This is a genomic window from Burkholderia sp. BCC0322, assembly GCF_902833045.1.
Taxonomy (GTDB): domain Bacteria; phylum Pseudomonadota; class Gammaproteobacteria; order Burkholderiales; family Burkholderiaceae; genus Burkholderia.
This window is the reverse complement of sequence record NZ_CADFDU010000005.1, coordinates 498234-521328: the sequence shown is the minus strand read 5'-3', so window position 1 is coordinate 521328 and position 23095 is coordinate 498234. Positions and strand designations below refer to the sequence as shown.

The following is a 23095-nucleotide window of genomic DNA, read 5'->3' as shown; positions in this document are numbered from 1 at the left end:
GGCCCGATTCTCCCCGTGCATTTAAACTGAGCGGCGCGGTCCAAACATGTCGAATGCGCGGATGAGGAGTAGTTGATGCGCGTCCCACTTTCGCCGGATAATTAGCGCGGTCGTGCAATGCGACCGTCGTTCGCGGTCATGCGTCTCCGGTGCCGCACGTTCCTCTGCTGATTTTTCGAGACTCGAATGCAACCCTTCGTTAGGCAGCCGGTGCTTTATCCCGTGTCCGTGGTATTTGTCGACGACAATCCGGATTTCCTGCAGGCACTGCGGGGCATATTTCCGGACGAACGCCTGAACCGTTTCTTTACGCAGCCCCAGGCGGCGCTCGACTTCGTATCGTCGCGTGACGCGGAGACACCACCGACCGCCGCGGACTTTTTTGGTGCGGAGAATACCGGCGGAAATGCGATCGGCCATGATGTGCTCACCAATCTCGCCCGATTTGAGGCGGTGGGCGCGGTAGTCGTCGACTATTCGATGCCGGAGGTCGACGGCATCCGGTTTCTGGCCTCCATCCGTAACGCGGACTGCATGAAAATCCTGCTCACCGGCGTCGCCGACGAGCGCGAGGCGGTGGACGCATTCAACGCGGGACTGATCGATTGCTATCTGAAGAAAACCGACGTCGAGATGCCTCGCAAGCTGGCAGCCGTGCTGGACAACGCGAAACGCAAGTTCTGCGCAGCCCGCGGGCACATCAGCCTGCATGAAGCGGGGGCGACCTACCGGGATCCGCGGATCGTCAAGCTGATCGATGCAGTGGCCGCGCGGGAAGGCATCGTCGAATACTACTGGCGCCCCAATCAGGACGCGGTGCTGATGTTTGACGCCGCCGGTGCGCCAAGTGTCTTTCTCGCCTGGAGCGAGGAGGACTGGTCGTTCCACTGCGATATCGTGGCCGACGCGGGTGGACCGGCCGAATTGTGTCGCGGCATGGAAGCACGCCGCATCATGCCGCTGTTCTGGCCATCTCAGGGCTATCGACCGGGTCTCGCGGACATTCGCTGCGCAACCCCGCTACCCGTTCCGGGATGGAGCGGCACGTTTTATAGCTGGACCCGTCTGGACGATGCGGCCACCGAGCGCGAACTGCCCACGTTGGCAAAATGGCGTCACGCGTAAGAAATCATCCGCCCGTCCCTGGACGGAACGGGCGGCGAGGCGGTGCTGTCGTCGGCTCGGCAGCAACGCGAATCGGAACAATCCCTGTCAATATTGACAGTTATCATCGGCACGGAATTTTGTTCCAATAGCACCCTATTCCGAGGGCCACCCACTATTCCAATTAGATGGCTCATCCAATCAGAGCAGGCTGTCGATCTGCGATCTGCGCCGCTTCCCGATATCGATCGATTCTCGATCTGATGTTGTCACCACGCCTCACGAAAGCTGCATCGCGAAGCGATCTGCTCTTCGTTGAACTTGCTCTTCTTCACGGCATGACCTCCAAGTCTCGATGACATCGTCATGCCGGAATTTTCCACTTCCAAGTGGGACAGATTTGTGGGCTAGGGTCAGCGAGACCAGACCACGCAGACAGCCTCGGCTCGTCTGACTCGGTGCGGCTTCTGAAAATCTACGCTGCAACAAAACGTACGCTTCGCCATGCATCCGGATCACGGCACACGCCCTCGTTGTCAGGCGTCACCTCAACCAGCCCTTGCATTTCACCACGCTCGCGCGGGACACAGACGAGATCAAACGACCACGTACCGTCGAATACGTTTTCGAGGTTGCCGAGAAAGTTTTGCCGATTGAAAAGCGGCGTGATGAAATACCAGACTCGATAGTCGAGGGCCGAGAAGAACTCGAGGAACGACTTCGAGCTGTCGCCCGTGTAGTGGTTCAGGTATTCAAGGTAAACGATTGGCCGATGTGCGCGTATGGACTCCTGTGCACCTCGAATGGTCTGTGCTTCGAACCCTTCAACGTCCGCCTTCAGAAAATCGAGACGCTGTAATCGCAGTGAATCAATCGTGCGCAGCGCTACCTGTTCGGTTATGGTGTCGCTCATGAAAAGTGACAGGCCGCCGAAATTGTTCGGCACTCGCGGGTCGACGGTCGGGAAGTTCACCACCCCTTCCGTATCGCCTACCGCGCACTGTAGCGCTCGTACATTAAGGCGCTCGTTCTGCGCAAGATTTGCGCAGAGCAACTGATGCGTGAGGCGTTGCGGCTCGAACGCAAACACCGCGCCGGCTTCACCGACTGCATGCGAAAGCATTACCGTATGTGAGCCGATGTTTGCACCAGCCTCGACAACGATATCGCCCTGGCGAACCGTCTGGGAAAACAGAAAGGATTCCGGCTCAGACCATTCGCCATATAGCGACAGGCTACGGCCGACAAACTGGTCATTCGAATTGAACAGCATCGTGCCGTAACGGCACTTCTGGCTCGCATAAACTGGCATCGGATCCCCGCAATCTTGATTTTCGTGCACTTTATCGGTGTAGACCGGCCTAGCTACGACAGGGCTTTCCGGTCCGCCCCTTATATAATATATCGATGACTCAAGGCGTTGCTGATTGATTCTGGCGCCGACGACGCGTCACCGCCGTGCGGAGTTCCGCCTTACTGGTAAAACGCCAGTCGCCCTTGTCGCAGCGCAGCCGTATCCAGCCGCCGTAGATCTGAATGACGAGGTCGTCGTTCCACGCCGCGCGCAAGCGGCTCAGCCACGAACGCTGCCTGGTGTCGAGCAAAAACGAGCGCGCCTGCCCCGGCAATTGCCCGCCCTACCAAGGCGTTGTTTGGCGGATCTCAGCCATGGAACTCAGCTCCGACGTGTGGCCACGACGAACCTGATTCGCTCTCGCGACGCCTCAGTGTCGACTGCTGCGCGCGATTTGCAGCTCGGGACTGCTTGCAGAGTCGAAACGACTGTAACTTGCGCGCGGCAAACCTTGAAAGGCGCCGTTCGAACGCACCGATGGTCATCAGCTCGCTTGCAGCGACAGCCACCTCTTGTCGCGATAGGCCGACACGCTTTGCGATGTCTCCCAGAAACAGCGTCTGCCAAGACACGAAGCTGAGCATCGTCACGACCATCAGCGCGAATTTGACGGCCGTATCCGACACGCCGCTGCGCCCCACCTTGGCGAGGAACGCCTGCTCGATGGGAGACATCAGTTCCGGTGCAATACGCTGCGCGTCCGGAATCCGGGCTTCCATGCTCGTCTCCCTGATCATGCGCGTGCTCTATTGCTGAATGGTCGCATTCTTCAGCAAGCCGCCGACGAAGTCCGCGCTGGCCTTCTCAAGCGCCAGCGCCTGCAACTGCTGCTGAATCGTCGTCTTGACGGCGTTGAACGCCGGCACCTGCGTCGGCCGCTTTGCATCGAGCTTGACGATCGCCCACGTGTTACCGATCGCGATTGAGTCGGGCGTCACAGCGCCGACCGGCAGTTTCTCGAGCGCCTGGGCGATCGCGACCGGCAATCCGGAAGTCTTGCCCTCCGTCGCCGGCGCCTTGAAGCTCACCCAAGGCAACTCCCCGCCGCTATCGCGGCTCGGCGCGATACTGTACTGGCGAGCCAGACCTTCAAACGACTTGCCTGCCTTCAGTTCGCTCACGACGGTCGCCGCCGTCGCTGCATCCTTGACGACGATCAGGCGCGGCTTGTATTCGTCCTTCCCGAGCGATGCGACAATTTCGTCGTAGCGCGACTTCACCTGGGCATCCGTGACCGGCTCCGGCTTCACGTTGTCCTTCAGATACAGCTGCGTCTCGGCATTCGCCTTCGCCACCTGCATGGCCGCCTGCACTTCGGGCTTGCTGCCGTAGTTCGCTTTATCCGCCGCCTGCTGGATCAGCACGCGCGTGATCAGTTGATTCTTGATCGCCTGACGCACCTGCGGCGTATCCGGTTGCCGCGACGCCCGCAGCACGGCATCGACTTCCACCTGCGTGATTGCCGTGCCGTTCACCGTCGCTACGGTGTTCGTTGCCGCGGACGCGGTCGGCGTTTGGGCGTGGGCGGAAGCGGCGAGTGCGCCGGTGAGCGCGGTGACCATCAACGCATAATTCAGTGTCGCTTTCATCATCGTTTATTCGTCGAACAAGAAGCCACGAAGCAGACGCTTCGCACAAATGCACCCATTCCCTGGAATGACGGGTGCGACCGATCAGTAATTCCAGTTCATCGTGGCCAGCACCAGCGTTGCCTTCGGACCGAGTGCAGCCGGTTGCGTGAGCGCGCGCCCGATCAGGACCTCGCCGGACAGAAACTGTTTGCGCCACTGCCATTGCGCGCGCAACCCCGCCCCCGCCCCAGCCAGCGTCGGGAAACCGGGCACCGCGACCAGGCTCGCCTTGCCCGCATCGATGAACACGTACGGTTCGATTCGACCGTCTTTCCAGGCTGGCGCATTCACCCACGCGAGCTCGTTGCGCGAATAGAAACCGCGATCGCCGGCGATTTCGCCCGAGCGGAAGCCGCGGACGGTATCCATCCCGCCGAGGTACAGTTGCTCCGAACCGAACAGCGCCATGTTCGTGTATTGCCCGCTCAACACGCCACGGTAGGCGAGCAATGCGCGACCGATCTTCGGCAGCGGCAGTGTGAACGCGGCCGTCGCATCCACCTTGGTGAACTGGCTGTGCGCTTCATCGCGCGAGATCCCGTGCGAATCGTGGTTCGCCCCGAACCACGGCAGCCCCTGCGACAGGCCGGCGTTGATCGTGAAGTTGCCCTGCGCATCGTTCATTACGAACTTGTGCAGCCAGTTGCCTGCCAGCCGCAACACCGCGACGCGCTGCGGATCGAGATCGATGCCGTTGACCTCGCGGTCGGTGCGGCGCCAGGACACCGTGGCGTCGACGCTGGTGATGTCGCTCACGCTGCGGCTGACCAGATAGTTCCAGCCGAAGATGTGCGACAGCGTGCGGCCATATTCGAGCGCGGTCGTGCCGATCACCTGCTGATACTCGGAATCGGAGATCGTGTAGCTGAACGTATGGCGGCCGAACGGCACGGCGAACGAGCCGACGATCGCGTTGCTGTCGAGGCTGTCGAGAAAATTCACGCTCAGCGATTCCTGCAGGCCGAGCAGGTTGTCGGCCTCGACGCCCGCACGGTAGCGTGTCACGCCCGTGGCCGAACTGCCGTAGTTGTCGACACCCAACGTGTAGTACAGGCGATCGCCCGGCTTGTTGCCGATATCGACAATCGATTCGCCCGGATTCTGACCCGGCAGGATCTGGACCGTTGCCTGATTGCGGCGCAGGCGGTTGATCTGCGCCACGCCCTGATCGATGTCTGACAGGCGCAGCGGATCGCCGGACGCCGTCGGGAATGCGTTTTCGTAGCCGGCGTCCGTGAACCAGCCGCCGCCAGACGACGACTCGCTCGGCTTGAGCCGGTGAACCGGTTTGCCGTTGATCGTGAATGCTTCGATCACGCCGACCTGAATTGTGATCTTGAGCGTGCCGCTCGCGAGATTCTGCGGGCCGAGCAGTGCGCGCGTCGTCACGAGGCCATGTTCGACGAACACGTCCGTGATCCGCTTCAGCATCACGTTGATACGGTGCGAACCGAGATCGTGGCCGACGAACGGCGCCACGACCGCGTCGAGCTGCTGGGCCGTGATGCCGCCGGGCGGCTCGAACGGTTTGCCGTCGGCGCTTTGCAGCACGATCCGTTGCACCGGAAAGGTCGGGCCGGTTTCGACGATGGAATCGACCGGCGTGCCGGGCGGAATGTCGAGCGTCGTCTCGGACGTCGGCGCAATCGTGATCGACGCGGGCGGCTGCTCAAGCTGGCGCTGCCGCGCCTGTTCGCGCTGCTGCTCGATGATCAGCTGTGCGGGATCCTGAACCGGACGAGGCGCCGGCGCAGGCGATGTCTGCGCAAACACGGGGGCGTGCATCGCCGCGATGGCCGGGATCGCGCCCAGCCACTGTTTGAACGAAATCCGCATCGTCACTCCTGATGGGCCAGATGCGCCGCACCAGCGTGTGCGACAGTCTTGACGACCGGGGATGGGGCCGTAACCAGCACGATCACGAGGGTGGCCAGCATCGCGGCGGCCATCAACAGCAGCACGCCGAGCACGGTTCGGTTCATCATCGCCACCACCACGTCGTCAGGCCCAGGTGTTGATCGATCTGCACCGGCGTGCGCGACGGCGCACGCACGGTCGTGATCCCGCCGGCCGCCGTCACGCCTTTTCCGCCGCTGAATGAACCGCCGTCGATCACGCCGTCGCCGGTCAACGTCACGCTGCCGTTCGCGGTGAAGCCGCCACCGATATCCATCGCGATGATCTGTGCCCACGTGCTGCCGAAGAATGCCTTGAAGCCGCGGTGCTGGTTGATCGCCGAATAGCCCGTGACGCCTTGCGCGTACGTGACGGGGGCGTCGACCTTGATGTCGCCCGTCGCGAACACGTTGCCGCCGACGTTGCGGGCGACCGTACCCGCCTTGATGCCGATGTTGCCGCCCGCCTGGATCGTGCCGCCGTATGGCGTGACGTTGCTCGACGCATCGGCGTGGCAGAAGATCCAGCAGCTGCGCGTATAGCTCGCCTGGCCGGTGAAGACGGCGGCATTGGTGAAGGCGTTCTGCGCGGTGATGTTGACGTCGCCATCGTTCGATTGAACGATGCCGCCCGAATTGCTGAAATTGCGTGCGCTGATCGTCACCGGACCGTGAACCGCGGCGATATACGCGAGCTGGTCGGGATTGCTGACGGTGCCGTAGTCGACGTTGAAGCCGCTCGTCGTGTGCGTGAAGAACAGGAAGCTGCCGCCGCGATCGGAATACGCGGTCGGCTGGCCGCCGTTCGTGCCGCCCGTATGGTCGATGATGTTCTGCACGTCACCGGCCGCAGTGAGGCTCACTGCATCATTCGACAGGACGCGGGCGTTGTCGTTGACGATGTTGCCACCGGCCGTCAGCTTCGTCTGGCCGTTGGCGGCAAAGACGATCCCGAGGTTGTTCGCGCTCGAGCGGTTCGTGATGTCGCCGGCTGCGGTCAGGATCACGTCGCCGCCGGTCGTGGTGCCGTCGCTCGCCGTCGCGCCTGCCTGAATCAGGCTGCCAGTGTTGCTGATCGCGCCGCTGCTCGTCAGGTTGACCATGCTGCCTGCGCTCAGGGTCGTGGGGCCGGTGGCGTCGTCGGACAGCGCGATATTGCCGGCTTGAACGTTCACATTGTTTGCGGCGGTTACCTGCGCACCCTGCAACGACACGGTACCAGGCGTGGTGAGCGCGATGTCGCGCTCCGACTTCACGGATCCGTCTGCGACCGCGATATCACCACTCGTCGTGACCACGACGTCGCCGGCGTTCGCGTAGAGCTTGCCGAGGCTGCGGACGCCCGCGCCCTGGTCGGTGACGATCAGTTGGACGCGGCCTGCCGTGAGGCCGCCGGCGGCCGTGATGTCGACTGCGACGGCATTGCTTTTTGTGCCAGGAGACGCCGTGCCGATCAGCCAGTCATGGCCGTTGTCGGATGGAGAAAAGCTGGTGTCGTAGGTGGCCGTGCTGTCGCCGACGATCGCGCGGATGCCGCTCGTCGAACTGGTGAAATCGTTGGTCACCGGGCCGTTGATGCTCAGTTGCTTCGCGATCAGGTCGAGATTGACCAGCGTGCCGGACAGACCGCCGGGGCCGATCGCGATTCCACCGCGGTTGGTCGTCAGCACGACGTTGCGTTGAGCGACGCCGGGCGCGAGTGTGACATCGTTGAAACTCACCTGCCCCGTCGAGAGCACGACGTGCCCCGTGTTGGTGAAGCTCCCGCCGTCGACCGTGACGCCGTTAGGATTCGCGAGGATCACGTTCGCGCGCGGACCGAGGACATTGATATTGCCCTGGATCAGCGACGGATTTGTGCTCGTGACCTGGTTGACGATCGTGCGCGCGTTGATGCTGACGTTGTTGAGGTCGGCACCGGCCTTCGAGACGTTGAAGGACGAGTAGGTGTTATTTGAGACGCCGCCGATTGCGGGGGCGATGTTGACTGTCTGGCGTCCGCCAGCGCCAGTCGATACGGACGTCGCAGTGCCGCCGTCGGGGGTGATGCCGGCCGCAGATACTTGAACAGAAAAACTCACTGCCACAAGTAGCGAGGCTATCGACAGCCGATTTACATGCATTGCATTTCCCCCTCAAAGCTCTCCAATAACCTCGACAAACTCAAAACGGGTCTTTTTCGGGAAGCCACCCTTGCTCAATTCTTTCAATGAGCAGCGTATCATTCCATGCCCCACGTATTGGCAATCGCCGTTGCTCTTCAGATATTGCGCCTACAGGCCATGATTTCTCCCCATCCCACAACCACCAGTTCTCAACTTTCCGAGTTTCCTGATCCGGAATTCCAGTCCGAAACAATGGCGTGGCTCGCGCATGCTCAGGAACTTCAAAATTTCCAATTTTCTTTACTATCCCTCTTTTTTCCGCAACACCAACCGGAAAAAATATCCAGAAATTTGTTTCTATCTCCACCATTTCCGCAAGATTATCTGGCGGATTCCTATAGATTCCCGGGAGAACACGAATCAACGTCCCCATCGGGGATACTTTCTTCACATATTGGAAATACCCTCCCCCTTTTGAAGTTTCTATGCGAAATACATCACCAGATTTAATCATAATTCAAAATCCTTTATATCCGATATATTTCAATATTCCCATTCCACGAGATAGCGAGCTTGCATATATCGGGTTGGAAGTTGAAATGCTATTTATCTTGTTCAGCAGTGCGCCTCCATTCTTACCAAGGCCATTGTATTCAATCAAAACTTGCTCTACCGCACGCGCATCTGCGCGAGATATATTTTCCAGCCCCGGTATTGCATCAATAGAAATTCCCTTTTGAGACATATGCGCTGCAGCTCTGGCATCAATGTGATCCGTCATTCCAACGTATTGAACTGTACCGTCCGGCGCAACTGAGACATAAACCGCTGTCTTACCCGAGTCTGGCGAAATTCCGCTATTTCCGGATGTGCCCGTGCCATTCGTGCTATTGGAATCGCTTAGTAGCGGTGCATGACCCGAGGCTACAATAGACCCCGACGATACGATCGGCACCATCATTACGCAACCGCCACCAGGTGCGCAAATCATCGTCGGCGGGGTCACTACAGCGCCAGCGGTCCCGCTCGTATTGTTATCGTTCCCCGAAAGCTGATTACTCGCATCAGCGGGGGGTTGGGATTTGTTCCCGTAGTTGGCCTGAGCCAGCGAACCGATACCTTTGACCGTCGACGTCACGGGCTGCATGTAGGTTTGCCCCGTCTGACTTCTCCACGGCATCATTGCCGTCAGGATCATGTCTGCGGCCGCACTCAGCGCCCCGCCGTTCTTCACGGCTGCAGCGGTATGATCGGGACTTCCTCCATCGTTGTTCAGCGCCTCGTTTTGAGCTGCCGTAGCGCCAGCCGTCGGGTTTTGACCTGCAAGGCCCGCGATGCCGCCACCGGCCCATGTTGAAATCGCCGCCAGCATAGCCATCTGGCCTTGATCAAGCGCCGCACCGCTCGGGTCAATCACCCTTAACACATCGGGTGTCAACGCGGCCGACACGGCCCCACCAATCGCCCCGCCACCACATCCCTGGCCCGTCGCCGCACCTGCCGCACAGCCAAGTGCAGCGTGGGCTGCCACGTACGCCGCGCCGGTCAGCGTGCCGTCCTGATTCAGGTTGCCGATCGTGTAGGCAATCGATGCCGCCGCATTCGTCGCCGCGCTGTTGCGCAGATTCGTCAGGAAGCTTCCGCCCTGCAAGGTCGTTTGAATCGTCGCTTGGAGCACCGATTCGGCTGCGATTGCGGTAATCGTCGTCGGCAACGAACCCGTTGCCGCGCCAGCTTGCGGGACGAGCGTATTCCCGACGGTTTGCACACCAGCCAACGCAGCAAGGCTGTCTTTCGATGCAGTCCACGACCATCCTGCCGCGCCGTTGCTAAATGTGATGCCGTTCGTCAAGCCTGCGGTCAGTGCTGCGGCGCCGGCCGTCGTGAGCATGGTGCCCACGTTGAACGCGCCCCCGCTGTTCAACTGGCTCATCGTGCTGTTCATCATGCCGGCAAAGCCTGCCGCCAGCGCTGCGTTCGCGGTGCCTGCACCCAACGCACCTGCGCCCGTGCCCGCCGCCGCGAAAGCCGAACCGGAGCCAGCCGACGCCCCTGCTGCCGCACCGATCGCTCCTGAGGCCGCCATCCCCGACATGATCGACAGCCCGACAAACACGCCCGTCATGAAGAGCTGGTCGAACCACGAGTCTGCGTCGAGAGCCTTGGTATCGAGATGGTCGGTGACGGTCTGTTGTGTGAAGTTGCCGCCGAGCTGCCCCTTCAGATTCGCCAGCATCGCCTGCGTACCGGCCGTGTCGACACTGCCATCAGCCCCGACTTTCTGGAGTGCTCCGCCGATCTGGTTCAAGCCCTGTACTTGCAGATCGTAGTTGGCGGCGGACATGAAGCCGCCTTGCTGCGCCACGGTGCCCGTGGTCTCGAGCGTCACGCCCTCCGGACCTTTCTGATAAATCGTCCCGACATCCGTCGAGCGTTGTTCGTTGGTCAGCGAATTCGTGTTGACCGTCAGGTTCTGCGCCGTGACGGTGCCGGTGTTCAGGATGCTGTTGGCGTAGTTAAGCGTGACGTTGGTGCCCGTGATTTCGCCATCAGCGTTCACCACCGCAAAGTTCTTCGGCAGCAGCACCTCGGGCATCAACGCCTGCACCGTCGGGCACGCTGCACCACCGGTCGTGCTGCATCCCGGCTCCGGCACGGACTGCTCGACATACCAGAGCATCGGCGCGTTGATCTGCGCGAGCTGCGCATCGCTCAGTTTCGTGCCGAGCGCGACATTGTTCTGCTTCGCATACTCAAGCGCGGCGCCGTACAGTGCCGCCTTGTCCTGATTGTTGATCGATACCTGGCCCGTACTGTCGGTCGCGCTCGTCGTGCTGTAGAAGCTGCTCTTGCCGATCGATTGCAACGCGGCCTGCTCGATCAGCTGGTTCTCGGTGTACGGGTCGTAGTAGAACGGCACGCTGCCCGGCTGCAGGCTCGCGGGCAAATTCGCGATCAGCGAGGCCGACGAGAGCGAATCGATCACCTGTGCGGCCGGATTGTTGATCAGGTAGCTGACCGTGGTCGTTTCTCCCGCAATCGTCTTCACCGTGACGCTAAGCGGCGTACCAGCGATGGGCGCCGACGCCGACCCGGGCGACGCACCCACCGGACGAGTCGTGACCGTGACCACCGGTGCGACCGGCTGGCCGACCGTCTGTGCACCGATAGGGGTATTGGCCGGCAGGCCCGTCATGCCCGTGACCGACGTCGGACGACCGTTTTGATCCGTGACCAGTCCGGCGTTGTTCACCGCATCGGCGACGGAGCCCGGCAGCGTCGGCGGTGCCAGAGAAATGACCTGCCCGGAGAGGACCGGAGGCGGAGTGAATACGTTCGGGTTCGTGATCCCGTTGACAAGCTGCGAGCCGGTCAGCGTGATCGATTGACCGACCACTTTACCGGTGTTGTTCAGCGTCGGCGAATGGACGCTCAGATTGCCGGCCTGAATCGTGCCCGGCACGAAATCGGACATTCCGACATTCGACGGCAGACCCGATACCGCTTGAGCATCTCCAAGGTTGAACGCCCCGCCATACAGGTTTTCGCAGGTCGACGCCATGCCCAGGCAACCCCACGTCCGCGTGCCGACCGGATTACCGGTCCAGTATGCGTGCAGGTACTGGTTGTCACTCGACGCGCTTTGGGTCGCATTGATCGCCGCGGTGTTCAGTGCCGTGACGAGGCTCCCGGTGTTGCTGAACACACCCGCCGTGATCGACAGGTTGTTGTTCGCCGTAATCGTCGACGGCTGGGCCGACTGCACCTCGATATACGCTTCACAGTTCTGACCGCAACCCGTAAAGGGCGACGCCGATCCATAGTTCTGGTGAACCGTCGCCGCGGCGGCAATCGTGTTCGTCACGCTCGCCGCGTTGATTTGCACGTTGTTGCCCGCCTCGATCGCTGCCGATGTGTTCGTGACGCTGGCAGCTTGCGTTGGGGTCGTCGCGGTCGTGCCGGCGCCACCGATCACAACATCGTTCTTCGCAACCAGATTGCCGTAGGTATTGTTGACCTGGTTGGCAGCGATGACGATGTCATGACCCGCCGTGACGTTGCTGTTGGTCTGCTGGTAGCTGTATGCCTCCGAGTTCGGATTGGTCGTTTTCAAGTTCGAGCAGCCGGCATTGGATACCCCCGACGCACAGCCGGCCGTCACGGCCTTCGACCCAACATTCGAACCCTGATTCGTAAAGCTTGCCGCCTGAATCGTGACGTTGTTGCCAGCGGAAAGCGTGCCGGTATTGGTCAGATTGCCGCCCGACAGATTCAGGTTGTTGCCGGCCAGAATCTGCCCGACGGCACCTTGCGTCGTGGCGGTTCGGGTAACTGTCTCCAGCTGCACCGTACCCGGCGCGCTGATTGTGTAGGTGGCAGGCGGAGTCGGTGTGCCCACCAGGCAGTACCCGCCCTCGCACTGGTAAGTGCCGCCCGGATTAGCCGTCCCGGCCACCCCAATCGGGCCGGACTTCTGCAACGCCTGCAGCGACGTCAGAAACGCATTCAGCGACGCGGCGTCGACCGTATCCGTCACCGACGACGTGAAACTCGAGCCGCCATTCTGGAGCTGCTGCACGTTCACGTTGGCATCGTGACCTGCGCTTACGATGCCGCTCTGGTTATTGAGCGTGTTGGCGGTCAGGTTGAGGTCGTGGCCGGCCGCAATAACCGAGGAGGTAACGGTTGCACCGGTCGTGGTGGTGGTCTCGGTAACCGTGGGCAAGGTCAGGGTTTGAACCGTCGTTGCGCCTGAAACCGGCGTCGAGGGCGGTACGACTACCCAGATGGCACCGTGAGGGACATTGCTGGTGGGGACCAATGCGAACTGGACAGAACCCGAGGTTGCAACCGGCGATGACGGATTGCCCCATCCCTGATAGATCAGCCGGGCACTGTGGATCGACCAGACGGTTGAATTGGTCGGCTGCTCGCCACCGACCGACAAAAGCCCACCAAGCGTTGCCGGCAACGTCGCTTGCCCAAGCGTCAGCGTGCCGCCGTCCTTGCCCACGTTATAGATTGCATGGACCAGTTCAGTGCCAACCGGCGTGGCCATCAACAGCCCCGCGTTGTCGACCGTCTTCGTGGTCGTAGTTGTCGTGACCGTCGCGGCGGCGGAATTGTTGACGTTGTTGGCCGTGATAGACAGATCGTTCGTTGCCGTCAGCGTGCCGCCAGCATTGCCGAGATCACCGCTCAGGTTGATCGTCGCGTTGCCGCTACCTGCCGGGCTGTTGCTGTTTCCAGCTTTCGTGATACCACCCGAATTGTCATAACTCGTACCCGAGATGGCCAGCTTATTGGCAGCCTCCACCGTGCCAGCGTTCGTCCCCGACCCGTTCAGCGTCAAGGCATTGGCCGAAACCGTACCGCTCGACTGGTTTGCGAGTGAGCCGTTGATCGTCAGGTCGTTGCCGTTGATCGTGCCGGTGTTGCCGACGGCGCTGTTCAGCGTCAGCGAACCCGTACCTTGATTGATCGTTCCTGCGTTCGTGATGCCTTGTGCGGCTGTGACCGTCACGGCTCTTGCCGGGAGCGTCCAAGTACCCGAGTTGTTCACCGACAACGCAGAAAGATTGACGCCGTTGGTACCGTCGATCGTGCCCAGGGCTCCGGCGGACGGATCAAGCGTCTGGTTCGGCAGATTCAGCGCCGCGATGTTCTGCGCGAGAATTTTGCCGTTTGCATTGTTGAAAGAGCCGTTACCGCCAGTGACCGTGACTGTGGTGTTGCCGGTGGCGGCCGCTGAGTTTTGAACATCCCCGGCGAAGATCAGCCCGGAGTTGCTCAAACTGCCGGTTGTCAGATTCAGTGCGTTCGTCGCGAGCAACGAACCCGAGTTGGTCGTCGTGTCGCTGACGTTGAAATTCGCGGCCGGGCCATAGATCGAACCGCTGTTGTCCAGATTCGTTGCGTTGACGGTGGCGGTTTGCAGCGACGACAGGCTTCCCGTGTTCGTGACGTTCAAACCTGAGACGTTCAGATTACCGCCCGCCATCTGCGTGCCGACGTTCGAAATCAAGTTGCCGCTCAAGCTCGCGTCGCCCTTGAACGCTGCGGTGCCGCCCGTGGTCAGGTTCTGCGATGCCGTGATTTGCGTCGTGCCACCGACCACTGCGTTCGCGGTCGTGACATTTGTCCCTTTCAGCGTGGCGTTGCCATTCACCGACAGCGCCGGCGCGCTCGCGTCGAACTGTGCGTTGAGCCGGCCGGCAGAGGTATCGAGGTTGTTCGTTGCCGTGGCCGTCAGGTTGCCGCCCACCGCCATGCCCTGCGTCGTGATGTTGTTTCCGACCAGCGTCGCGTCCTTCGACGCCGTGGTCTGACCGTTCAGCGTCAGGTTCTGCCCTGCGTTCAAGGTCGCGTTACCCGCCGTGGATACCGGACCGTTCGCGGTCAGGTTGCCGGACTTTGCGCTGAAGCTCAGATCGCCAAGACTCTTGACGCCGCCTTGCGAATTGACGTCCGTACCGGCCGCGATCGTCGTCGCCCCGCCAGAAAGCGCATCACCGGTCAGTGTCGCGCTACCGTTCGTGGCGCTCAACGTACTGCTACCCACGGCAGTCGTCGCCCCGACCGACAGGTTGTTGCTCGCCGTCGCCGACAGGTTGTTGCCGGTCTGAATGGCCCCTGAGACATTGATGTTGTTACCGGCCTTCAATGTCGTGTCGTTCGCGACGCTGATCGAACCGGTGCCGTTCACGTCTCGGCCCGCCGTCACACTTGCGTTACCGGCATTGCTGACCGACAGGCCGCCATTCAGATTCGCATCGCGGCCCACCGCTACCGTTGTGCTCCGGCCGCTCTGCACCGCACCGGCAACGGTCGCGTCCTGTCCGGCATTGATGTTCAGCGCGCCGGGTGTCGAAACCGTACCAGCGACCGAGACACTGCCTGCGCTCGATCCGATCGACGTATTGCCACCACCGTATGCGGTACCGCCCAGGTTCACGCCCTGCTGCCCCGTCGCGCTCAAGTCGCCCATCGACACCACGTTGCCTGTCGTGCTTAGGGCGCCACCATTGGCCGCGAGCACCATGCTGCCGACCGACGCCGCGCTGCCGTTCACCTGCGTGCTGCCGCCCGAGGTCACGCTCAGGTTACCGCCGCTCGTGATGTTGCCGCCCAAGGTCGAGTTCTGCCCCGCGTGAATCGTCACCGCGCCAGGCGCGCTCACCGTCCCGTCGAAACTTGCGTTCGTGCCAGCCGTCGCATCGATCGTGCTGCCACTTTGCACCGCGCCATTCAGACCAATGGCTTGCCCGGCGTTCAAGTTCACCGCGCCTTGCGAGGACGTTACGTTCCCCTGCCCGGTGATCGATCCGCCTTGCGCAGCAATCGTCACGGGCCCCTGTGCTTGCGCAGTGCCACCGATCGCCGCATTCTGCGCGGCGGAAATCGTCAGCGCCGAGTTTGATTGTGCGTTGCCGTTCACGGTCGCCGAACCGCTCTGAGCCGTGATCGTCGTATTGCCGACCGAGGCGACCGAGCCATCGACACCTGCATCGCGCCCGGCCGTCATTTGCACTGTGCTGCCGCCGACCAGATTGCCAGTTTCGGTTGCATCGCGGCCTGCCTGAATCGTGATCGCGCCTGGTGCCGACACGTTCGCCAACGTCGCGTCCTGCCCCGCCGTCGCCGAGACTGCTCCGCCGCTTTGCACTGCACCGTGGTAGTCGATGTTCTGGCTCGCGGACAGGTTCACGTTACCCTGCGTCGTGCCAATCGCACCCGTGCCCGTCAGGTTGCCATTGGAAGCCGCAAGCGTCGCGTCTCCCGACGTGGTCAGCGCACCATTGACCGCCACGCTGCCGCCTGATACGTTCGCCGTCGCTGCCTGCGTCTGGCCGCCGAGCGTCGTCATGCCGCCGGATTGCACCGTCAGCGCGCCGGGCGTGACGGCCGTGCCTGAAATCGTCGTGTCGCCTGCGCTCGACGTGATCGTCAGTGGCCCTTGGGCCGATACGTTGCCGCCGACGGTGGTACTTTGTCCAGCCGCGATCGACAACGCGGCATTACTGATCGCGTCACCATTGATTTGGGCCGAGCCGGCTTGTGCTGCAATCGTCGTGTTGTTCACGCCCGAAACGGATCCGTTCACAGTCGCATTTCGACCACCTGTCAGCGCCACCGTACTGCCGCCCTGCACAGCTCCGTTGACGGTCAGATCGCGTCCGGCTTTGGCCGCCACCGTGCCGGGTGCGCTCAGCCCACCCACCGTCAGGTCCCCATTGGTCGCCTGCAACGCAATATCGTGCGCGGAAAGCGAGCCGATGGTCATTGACTGGCTGGCCGTAAGACTGGCCACCCCATTTGCTGCGACAGATGCGGCAATCAGATTGCCGCCCGCCGTCATCGTGACGTTCTGCCCGGCCGATACGGGGCCCGACGCATTGATATCGCCGTTCGCATTGACCGTGTAGTTCTGGTTGGCGAGCCCGGTACCGCTGATGGCCGTATTGCCCGTGCTCGTCAGACTGACGTTCTGATTGGCAAACGTTTGACCGACCGACACGTCGCCGTTTGCATTGACGACTACGTTGCCCGCCGTTGCTGACAGCGGGCCTTGGGTGTTCACGCCCATACCGGCCGCCGTGGACACGATATAGACGGTGCCCGACGTGACCGAACCATAATGGCTCGCATCGACCGCGACGCTCTTGCCAATCGCCGCGGCCGTGTTGGCCGCGCCGTTTGCGGCTGTATCGTAAGCGATACCGCTCGCGCCGGACGTCGGCGTGACGAGCTGGTTACCCGTCACCACGTTGACGCGCTGATCTGCGCGCAGCGGCGCGGTGATGTTGATGCTTTGGCCGATGAGATCGATATTCCCGACAGTGCCTTCGATACCAGCCCCGGGCCCATTCACGCCGGACGGACCGTCGATCGAGATGTTGCCCGAGCGAACGTCGAACGCCACTGCGCTGGCGTGCGCGAAATCGGTCGCGGCTCCGCCGACACCGGCGAGAAACTGTGGTGTACCGGTCGTCAGCGTGAGGCCGGGTACGTTCGTCAACGCCATGCCGTTCACGGAAATTCCGCCTGGCGCCGCCACGATAACGGCCGCCGGCGAGCCGAATACCTCGAGCGGCCCATTCAGCGTCGCGATGTTGTTGGACGTGACCTGGTTGATGATGGTCGTCGCAGGCCGGCCGTTCAGGTTTGGGTTGGCGCCGAGCGTACCGCCGAGCAAAGGGGTCCCCGCCACGGTGCTGTTATTGAGCACCAGGCCTCTCGAATCGATGTCAAATGACTGGTATTGCCCAACGCTGATTCCGTTTGCGTTGGCGCCGGGTATGTTGATGGCGGGCACGCCCGTGCTCGTCTGGGTGACAGACGGCTGGAACGGGATGGGTGCGCGCGGATCGACAATCGGTGCGGCTTGCGCCGTTTGATCCGCGAGAAACACAGCCGGCGCGAAATACATCACCGCCGTCATGACCCACGCAGTCGCCTTGACCCATAGCGCACGCCCTTCGCTTTTCAGCGGAGCATGGTCGAGGATAATCCCCTGTTTGGCCGTTTCCCGTTGAACGTGCCGAATCTCAATATCGCGCGTGCTGCGGCGCATAGCTGGTCTCGCTTTGAATTTTCCGCAGATAGTCGCACAGCCAAAACTGAAAGATGGTCAACAATTGTCAGGCATGCAAATAATCGCTTTCCACTATCTTACGGATAGCATGCGAGGAATTTTTTTAATATGTTATTCGCTTACCAATATCAATAAGCAGCTCAATCAAATATCAATCTTTAAAATCGTGTTATCGAGATTCTTGTCCGATTATCAAACGACATCGACGTCTTTACCGGTGAGATCGGACGCGGCATAGCCATGACCGCGGCGCGTCGCCGATGTAGCAAATGTTAAATAGTATGACTGATAGCGTTGTTGGTCATTCCGATCAGAAACTGACCGAAAATAATCGACACTGTTTCTTCTTGATTGAAAGCGATTGAGTGGACAAGCACCCGCGCCGCGAACGTCGATGGAGTTGATCCGGTTGTTGCGCTCCAACGAACGGAACTTGACTTTCCACATGAGCCGGTACGCTGGTTGATATCGATTCCCTAACCCCGACAGGAGAAATGACGTCGACTTACCAAACGCTGCTTGCACAACGCGCCGTCCTCGAGACCGAGATCGAGAATGCCAAGGCCGCAGCTCGCGAGACCGTGCTGGCCGAAGTGAAGCGCACGGTGTGGAATTTGATCTTTCCGCCCGCGAGATTTTCGGTGGCAGCAAAGCACGCAAACACCAATCCTCTCGAGCACGGTATCGCGATCCCGAAACCGGTGCGACGTGGAGCGGCCGTGACCGCGCGCCGGCCTGGATCGACGGCAAGGACCGCGTACATTTCGAGATCGCGCCGCCCTCCCGTTCTTCAGGGCTGTCGGCACCGACCGACGCATACCAGCAGTGGCAACGCACCGGAGCCGACCGGCGCGCATTCTCTCCGCGGTCGATCGTCCAGCACGAAGCCATGTTCGAGCGCTTCATGCGCCACTTGGGCGCCGCGCAACGGACGCTGGCCACCTTCGGCGCCGACCAGCTCGAGCCGTTCTTCGCTGGCCTCGATCGACGATGCAAGCCTGGCACCACAACCCGGCTGCGCTACCAGAAGCTGCTCGACCGGCTCGGTGGGCATCTGGTCGATGTCGGTGTCCGGAAAACCAACCCCGCTGCCGCCTATGCCCTGGCCCAGACCTGGCCAGAGGACGAACCCGTCCCCGTGTACTTGCTGGAAGCTGACGATCGCAGGCTGCGGGACTCGGTTGCCTCGCTCGACGGCCTCGACGAGCGTGCGGTCGGCAATCGCGCGATCGTCGCGCTGCTGCTTTCGACAGGCATCACCGCGCAGGAAATTCGTCAGGCGGCAACCAGCGACCTCGACTTTTCGCCGGCGCGGCCGCACATCCTGATCCCCAAGCGAGGTGCGTCGGCTCAAGACGCTGGAGTCGGAAAACGATCGGCTTAAGCGCCTGATCGCCGAGCAGATGCTGGTAATCGACGGCCTGAAGGAATTCAGTCGAAAAAGTGAGCACTCCGACGGGCCGACGCGAAGCGCTGGAAGTCCTGACTCGGCAGGGGCGCTTGCAACGCAAGACATGTTGCGATCTCGGGCCGAGTCGCCGGGTGGCAACCTGTTCGCTCAAGCAACCGGAGGAAGATCGGAGCCTGGGCGTGCCATTGACAGCGGCCGCCCAGGCAGTGCCGCGCTTCGGCTACCGGCGGATGGCGGCATGGCTGGCACCGGGCGAATGTGGCGAGCCTTGCAACTCGGCATTCCGCGGCGGCGTCCTCGCCGTCGTCGTCGTCGTCGTGGCAATGACATTCATAAGGCCCGCAGCTTGGATTTCCGGCCCCCGCTGCCCGAGTATTCCGGCCACGCGCCAGCCTCGCGCGCTACGGGATCGCCGTGTCCCGATCGACCGAAAGGTAGCCCCTGCGTTCCGATCCGAACGATCAGGGGCGACCGTCCCGTTTCCAGCCTTGAACATCGTCAAGCAGGGTGACTAGCACGAGCGCGGCGATCAGCCCCAGGTGCTCGAAAAAGCTGTTGAGCGCCATGAAACGCGCCACGCCCTCGTGGTTCCAGAAGTCGTTCGCCACCACCATCGCGACGACGGTCAACACGCCGAGTCCACCCGCGCCAATCCACGTGAACCGGCGAAACACCACGCACAGCGAACCGCCGATCTCGACCACAACCGCCAGTGCAGCCCAGAACGCAGGCGGATGCAGGCCGAAGTGCGCCTGCTCCGCGATCGCATCGCCGAAGTGCATCGCCTTGTTGACGCCGCCGATCAGAAAGGCGGACACCAGCGCCAGCCGCGCGAGCGGCGGCACCCAAGGCTGCGCCAGCAGCACACGAATCCACCCTGGGCTATACCGGCCGGTTGTCGTCGACATGTCAGACCGCCCAGCACGAACAGCCGAACGCGCCCCAGAAGCCCTTCGCGTCCGACGTCGGCAACGTGCGGCCCCACGCGCTCGCATGCGCATGCGCGTGCACGTTGCATGCACTTGAACAGCCGCACGCGGCGGCGGCCGCTGCCGCGCGCTGCAACGGCGCGCCGCTGCGCTGCGTCGCGCCCCAACCGCCGTAGCCGCCGTACTCGCGCACCGGCGACCAGTCCGGCATCGCGGGCGGAATCGGCGCATCATGCGACGCGAACGGCCCCGTGCCCCATACGATCTTCCCGCCGACCACCGTCAGCAATGCGGTCGTGTCCGCGATGTCGTCCTCCGCACACGCGAAGAAGTCGCGATCCGGGACCACCAGGTCGGCGAGCTGGCCAACCGCGATGCGCCCTTTCTTGCCCTCTTCGTTCGAGAACCATGTCACGTATTCGGTCCACATGCGCAGCGCGGTCTCGCGATCGAGCAGGTTACGCTGCGGGTACATGCGCAAGCCGCCAACCGTCTTGCCCGTGACGAGCCACGCGAGCGACACCCACGGGTTGTACGAAGCGACCCGCGTCGCGTCGGTGCCGGCCGACACCTTGAGCCCCTTGGCGAGCATCTTCGCGACGGGCGGCGTTGCTTCGGCCGCCTGCGCGCCGTAGCGCTCGACGAAATACTCGCCCTGGTACGCCATCCGGTGCTGCACCGCAATGCCGCCGCCGAGGGCGGCGATACGGTCCATCGATTTTTCGGAGATCGTTTCCGCGTGATCGAAGAACCAGTTCAGCCCGGCCAGCGGGATGTCCTTGTTAACCTTCTCGAATACGTCGAGCGCGCGGTCGATCGTTTCGTCGTAGGTCGCATGCATGCGCCACGGCCAGCGGTTCTGCGCGAGCACGCGCACGACGCCTTCGAGATCGTCCTCCATCTGCGCGGGCAGATCGGGGCGCGCGACGCGGAAATCCTCGAAATCGGCCGCGGAAAACACCAGCATTTCACCGGCGCCGTTGTTGCGGAAATAGTCGGTGCCGTCGTGATACTTGACGCTCTTGGTCCAGTTCACGAAGTCTTCCTTCTCCGCGTTCGGCTTCTGCGTGAACAGGTTGTACGCGATCCGGATCGTCATCTCGCCCGCGTCGTGCAGCTTGCGGATCACTTCGTAATCGTCGGGATAATTCTGCGAGCCGCCGCCCGCGTCGATCACGCCCGTCACGCCGAGCCGGTTCAGCTCGCGCATGAAGTGGCGCGTCGAGTTGTACTGGTATTCGAACGGCAGCTTCGGTCCTTTCGCGAGCGTCGCATAGAGGATCGTCGCGTTCGGGTTCGCGAGCAGCAGGCCGGTCGGGTTGCCCGCGGCGTCGCGCAGGATCGTGCCGCCCGGCGGCTCCGGCGTGTCTTTCGTGTAGCCGACCACGCGCAGCGCGGCCGCGTTCAGCAGCGCGCGGTCATACAGGTGCAGGATGAACACCGGCGTATCGGGCGCTGCGGCATTGAGCTCGTCGATCGTCGGCAGGCGCTTCTCGACGAACTGGTGTTCGGTAAAGCCGCCGACCACGCGCACCCACTGCGGCGCGGGCGTGATAGCGACCTGCCGTTTAAGCATCTCCATCGCGACCGCGAGCGACGGCACACCATCCCAGCGCAGCTCCATGTTGTAGTTCAGGCCGCCGCGAATCACGTGGCAGTGGTTGTCGATCAGGCCCGGCAGTACGGCACGGCCGTCGAGGTCGATGACCTTCGTCGCGCGTCCGGCGAGCGGCATGACGTCCGCGTCGTGGCCAACCGCGACGAAGCGGCCTGCTGCTATTGCCACCGCTGTCGCGGTGGGGTTAGAGCGGTCGAGGGTCGTGAACCTTCCGTTGCGGAGGATCAGATCCGGTTGGGTCTCGGTTGCAGTCATATGCGTCACCTCGCTTCGATCAGAAGCCAAAGAGCTGTTTGAGGATGGGGATGGCCTGCACGCCGATCAACATGCCGAGCAACCCGACAAGGGCAATCAGCGGCGGCGCCGGAGAACGGACCTTGATTGCGCTGTAAATGACACCGATCAGCAATCCCGCACCCAGGGAAACCAGGTAAGGTTCCATACGATCAATTTCTCGGACAGGTTGGCATGCAGGTCGTACGTCCTGGCAAACACGCTGCGGGCGGCATCCGTGCATTGACCACGGACGCCGCCCGCGATTTCGGATTGCCGATGCGGCGTGTTCGCGCGGAACACGCCGCATCGGCATCGGCAGTCGAGACTGCCTTCGGTCACTTCGCCGGCACGGGCGGGATCGACTCGTGCGGCGTCGCGGTACGCGGCGCGGCCTTGTGGACCATCGTGTACGCGTAATCGACACCCATCCCGTACGCGCCCGAGTGCTCCTTCGCGATCGCCATTACGGCGTCGTACGTCTCGCGGTGTGCCCAGTCGCGCTGCCACTCGAGCAGGACCTGCTGCCACGTGACGGGCACCACGCCGGCCTGCACCATCCGCTGCATCGCGAAGTCGTGCGCGTCCTTCGACGTGCCGCCGGAAGCGTCGGCGACCATGTAGATCTCGTAGTCGCCTTCGAGCATCGCGCAGAGCGCGAACGTCGTATTGCAGACTTCGGTCCACAGGCCGGAGACGACCACCTTCTTGCGGCCGTTCGCGGCCAGCGCATCGCGCACCTTCTGGTCGTCCCACGAGTTCATCGACGTGCGTTCGAGCGTCTTCTGGTTCGGAAACACGTCGAGCAGCTCGGGATAGGTGTGACCCGAGAAGCTGTCGCTTTCGACCGTCGTGATCGTGGTCGGGATGTTGAATACCTTCGCGGCCTTCGCGAGCCCGACGACGTTGTTCTTCAGCACCTGGCGATCGATCGACTGCACGCCGAACGCCATCTGCGGCTGCTGGTCGATGAAGATCAGCTGGCTGTTATGGGGGGTGAGTACTTCAAGCTTCGGATTGCTCATGATGGTCATGTCCTTTGACGCGGATAAAAACTAGCCTGTCTCGCCGGCAAGCCGGGAGGCGCCCAATGCGCTGTGCCGGAAGGTTCGCCTGCCAGCCGCTGTCATTCAATACGCGAATTCATGGTAACGCCAGTTAATCAATTCAATTAATAAAA

16 protein-coding genes and 1 pseudogene are annotated in these 23095 nt (G+C 62.0%); 3 read left to right on the top strand and 14 right to left on the bottom strand.

What is annotated here, in order from left to right; all coding sequences use genetic code 11:
• The first annotated feature begins 186 nt into the window (after positions 1-186).
• Positions 187-1125 (top strand): response regulator, encoded by a 939-nt coding sequence (locus tag HWX39_RS18240; RefSeq protein ID WP_175969372.1) that lies wholly within the window; start codon positions 187-189, stop codon positions 1123-1125.
• A gap of 454 nt (positions 1126-1579) precedes the next feature.
• On the opposite strand, the gene HWX39_RS18235 is transcribed toward HWX39_RS18240, so the two are convergent.
• The 10 genes from HWX39_RS18235 to HWX39_RS18190 all read right to left on the bottom strand — a co-directional run bounded on the left by HWX39_RS18235 (position 1580) and on the right by HWX39_RS18190 (position 18131).
• Positions 1580-2416 carry an FkbM family methyltransferase gene (locus HWX39_RS18235; protein ID WP_175969371.1) on the bottom strand — a complete coding sequence of 279 codons (837 nt, stop codon included), beginning with the start codon at positions 2414-2416 and terminating at the stop codon, positions 1580-1582.
• A 100-nt stretch (positions 2417-2516) separates the two neighbouring features.
• Entirely contained in the window at positions 2517-2708 is a 192-nt protein-coding gene (locus tag HWX39_RS18230) for a hypothetical protein (RefSeq protein WP_175969370.1), read from the bottom strand.
• Between the two features lie 58 nt (positions 2709-2766).
• Positions 2767-3177 carry a hypothetical protein gene (locus tag HWX39_RS18225; protein WP_175969369.1) on the bottom strand — a complete coding sequence of 137 codons (411 nt, stop codon included), beginning with the start codon at positions 3175-3177 and terminating at the stop codon, positions 2767-2769.
• Positions 3178-3204: 27 nt separating this feature from the next.
• A complete protein-coding gene (locus HWX39_RS18220; protein ID WP_175969368.1) occupies positions 3205-4050 on the bottom strand; it encodes a peptidyl-prolyl cis-trans isomerase in 846 nt (281 codons plus the stop codon).
• Positions 4051-4131: 81 nt separating this feature from the next.
• Positions 4132-5925, bottom strand: coding sequence for a ShlB/FhaC/HecB family hemolysin secretion/activation protein (locus HWX39_RS18215; RefSeq protein WP_244135050.1), 1794 nt, complete (start codon positions 5923-5925; stop codon positions 4132-4134).
• 2 nt (positions 5926-5927) lie between these two features.
• Entirely contained in the window at positions 5928-6074 is a 147-nt protein-coding gene (locus HWX39_RS18210; protein ID WP_175969367.1) for a hypothetical protein, read from the bottom strand.
• Complete coding sequence (locus HWX39_RS18205) at positions 6071-8107, bottom strand: filamentous hemagglutinin N-terminal domain-containing protein (RefSeq protein WP_175969366.1); 2037 nt, start codon at positions 8105-8107, stop codon at positions 6071-6073. Before HWX39_RS18205 ends, HWX39_RS18210 begins: the two co-directional genes overlap by 4 nt.
• Before the next feature lie 40 nt (positions 8108-8147).
• On the bottom strand, positions 8148-8603 hold the full coding sequence (locus HWX39_RS18200) for a hypothetical protein (protein ID WP_175969365.1): 456 nt from the start codon (positions 8601-8603) through the stop codon (positions 8148-8150).
• Between the two features lie 3 nt (positions 8604-8606).
• Positions 8607-17663, bottom strand: coding sequence for a filamentous hemagglutinin N-terminal domain-containing protein (locus HWX39_RS18195; RefSeq protein WP_244135049.1), 9057 nt, complete (start codon positions 17661-17663; stop codon positions 8607-8609).
• 213 nt (positions 17664-17876) lie between these two features.
• The gene (locus tag HWX39_RS18190) at positions 17877-18131 is read right to left on the bottom strand and encodes a hypothetical protein (protein ID WP_175969364.1); all 255 of its coding nucleotides are present in this window, start codon (positions 18129-18131) and stop codon (positions 17877-17879) included.
• A gap of 160 nt (positions 18132-18291) precedes the next feature.
• Here HWX39_RS18190 and HWX39_RS18180 point away from each other — a divergent pair, with 160 nt between their 5' ends.
• Positions 18292-19068 carry an H-NS histone family protein gene (locus tag HWX39_RS18180; protein WP_244135048.1) on the top strand — a complete coding sequence of 259 codons (777 nt, stop codon included), beginning with the start codon at positions 18292-18294 and terminating at the stop codon, positions 19066-19068.
• A pseudogene (locus HWX39_RS18175) lies at positions 19019-19426 on the top strand (IS3 family transposase); the annotation flags it as partial. The gene HWX39_RS18180 and the pseudogene HWX39_RS18175, both read left to right, overlap by 50 nt.
• 130 nt (positions 19427-19556) lie before the next feature.
• Here the strand turns inward: HWX39_RS18175 and HWX39_RS18170 are convergent.
• From HWX39_RS18170 to HWX39_RS18155, 4 genes are all read right to left on the bottom strand, one after another.
• Positions 19557-20003, bottom strand: a complete 447-nt coding sequence (locus HWX39_RS18170) for a DoxX family protein (protein WP_175969363.1) — start codon at positions 20001-20003, stop codon at positions 19557-19559.
• Position 20004: 1 nt separating this feature from the next.
• Positions 20005-21897, bottom strand: a complete 1893-nt coding sequence (locus HWX39_RS18165; protein WP_175969362.1) for an amidohydrolase — start codon at positions 21895-21897, stop codon at positions 20005-20007.
• A 19-nt stretch (positions 21898-21916) separates the two neighbouring features.
• A complete protein-coding gene (locus HWX39_RS18160; protein ID WP_175969361.1) occupies positions 21917-22084 on the bottom strand; it encodes a DUF1427 family protein in 168 nt (55 codons plus the stop codon).
• A 169-nt stretch (positions 22085-22253) separates the two neighbouring features.
• Entirely contained in the window at positions 22254-22940 is a 687-nt protein-coding gene (locus HWX39_RS18155; RefSeq protein ID WP_175969360.1) for a hydrolase, read from the bottom strand.
• Between the last annotated feature and the right edge of the window lie 155 nt (positions 22941-23095).

What these genes read in the sequence shown, in the direction of transcription:
- HWX39_RS18205 (WP_175969366.1), bottom strand. Translation starts at nt 8,107, where the DNA reads ATGCATGTAAATCGGCTGTCGATAGCCTCGCTACTTGTGGCAGTGAGT.
- HWX39_RS18215 (WP_244135050.1), bottom strand. Translation starts at nt 5,925, where the DNA reads ATGCGGATTTCGTTCAAACAGTGGCTGGGCGCGATCCCGGCCATCGCG.
- HWX39_RS18160 (WP_175969361.1), bottom strand. Translation starts at nt 22,084, where the DNA reads ATGGAACCTTACCTGGTTTCCCTGGGTGCGGGATTGCTGATCGGTGTC.
- HWX39_RS18200 (WP_175969365.1), bottom strand. Translation starts at nt 8,603, where the DNA reads ATGATTAAATCTGGTGATGTATTTCGCATAGAAACTTCAAAAGGGGGA.
- HWX39_RS18220 (WP_175969368.1), bottom strand. Translation starts at nt 4,050, where the DNA reads ATGATGAAAGCGACACTGAATTATGCGTTGATGGTCACCGCGCTCACC.
- HWX39_RS18240 (WP_175969372.1), top strand. Translation starts at nt 187, where the DNA reads ATGCAACCCTTCGTTAGGCAGCCGGTGCTTTATCCCGTGTCCGTGGTA.
- HWX39_RS18165 (WP_175969362.1), bottom strand. Translation starts at nt 21,897, where the DNA reads ATGACTGCAACCGAGACCCAACCGGATCTGATCCTCCGCAACGGAAGG.
- HWX39_RS18225 (WP_175969369.1), bottom strand. Translation starts at nt 3,177, where the DNA reads ATGGAAGCCCGGATTCCGGACGCGCAGCGTATTGCACCGGAACTGATG.
- HWX39_RS18210 (WP_175969367.1), bottom strand. Translation starts at nt 6,074, where the DNA reads ATGATGAACCGAACCGTGCTCGGCGTGCTGCTGTTGATGGCCGCCGCG.
- HWX39_RS18170 (WP_175969363.1), bottom strand. Translation starts at nt 20,003, where the DNA reads ATGTCGACGACAACCGGCCGGTATAGCCCAGGGTGGATTCGTGTGCTG.
- HWX39_RS18190 (WP_175969364.1), bottom strand. Translation starts at nt 18,131, where the DNA reads ATGTGGAAAGTCAAGTTCCGTTCGTTGGAGCGCAACAACCGGATCAAC.
- HWX39_RS18195 (WP_244135049.1), bottom strand. Translation starts at nt 17,663, where the DNA reads ATGCGCCGCAGCACGCGCGATATTGAGATTCGGCACGTTCAACGGGAA.
- HWX39_RS18155 (WP_175969360.1), bottom strand. Translation starts at nt 22,940, where the DNA reads ATGAGCAATCCGAAGCTTGAAGTACTCACCCCCCATAACAGCCAGCTG.
- HWX39_RS18235 (WP_175969371.1), bottom strand. Translation starts at nt 2,416, where the DNA reads ATGCCAGTTTATGCGAGCCAGAAGTGCCGTTACGGCACGATGCTGTTC.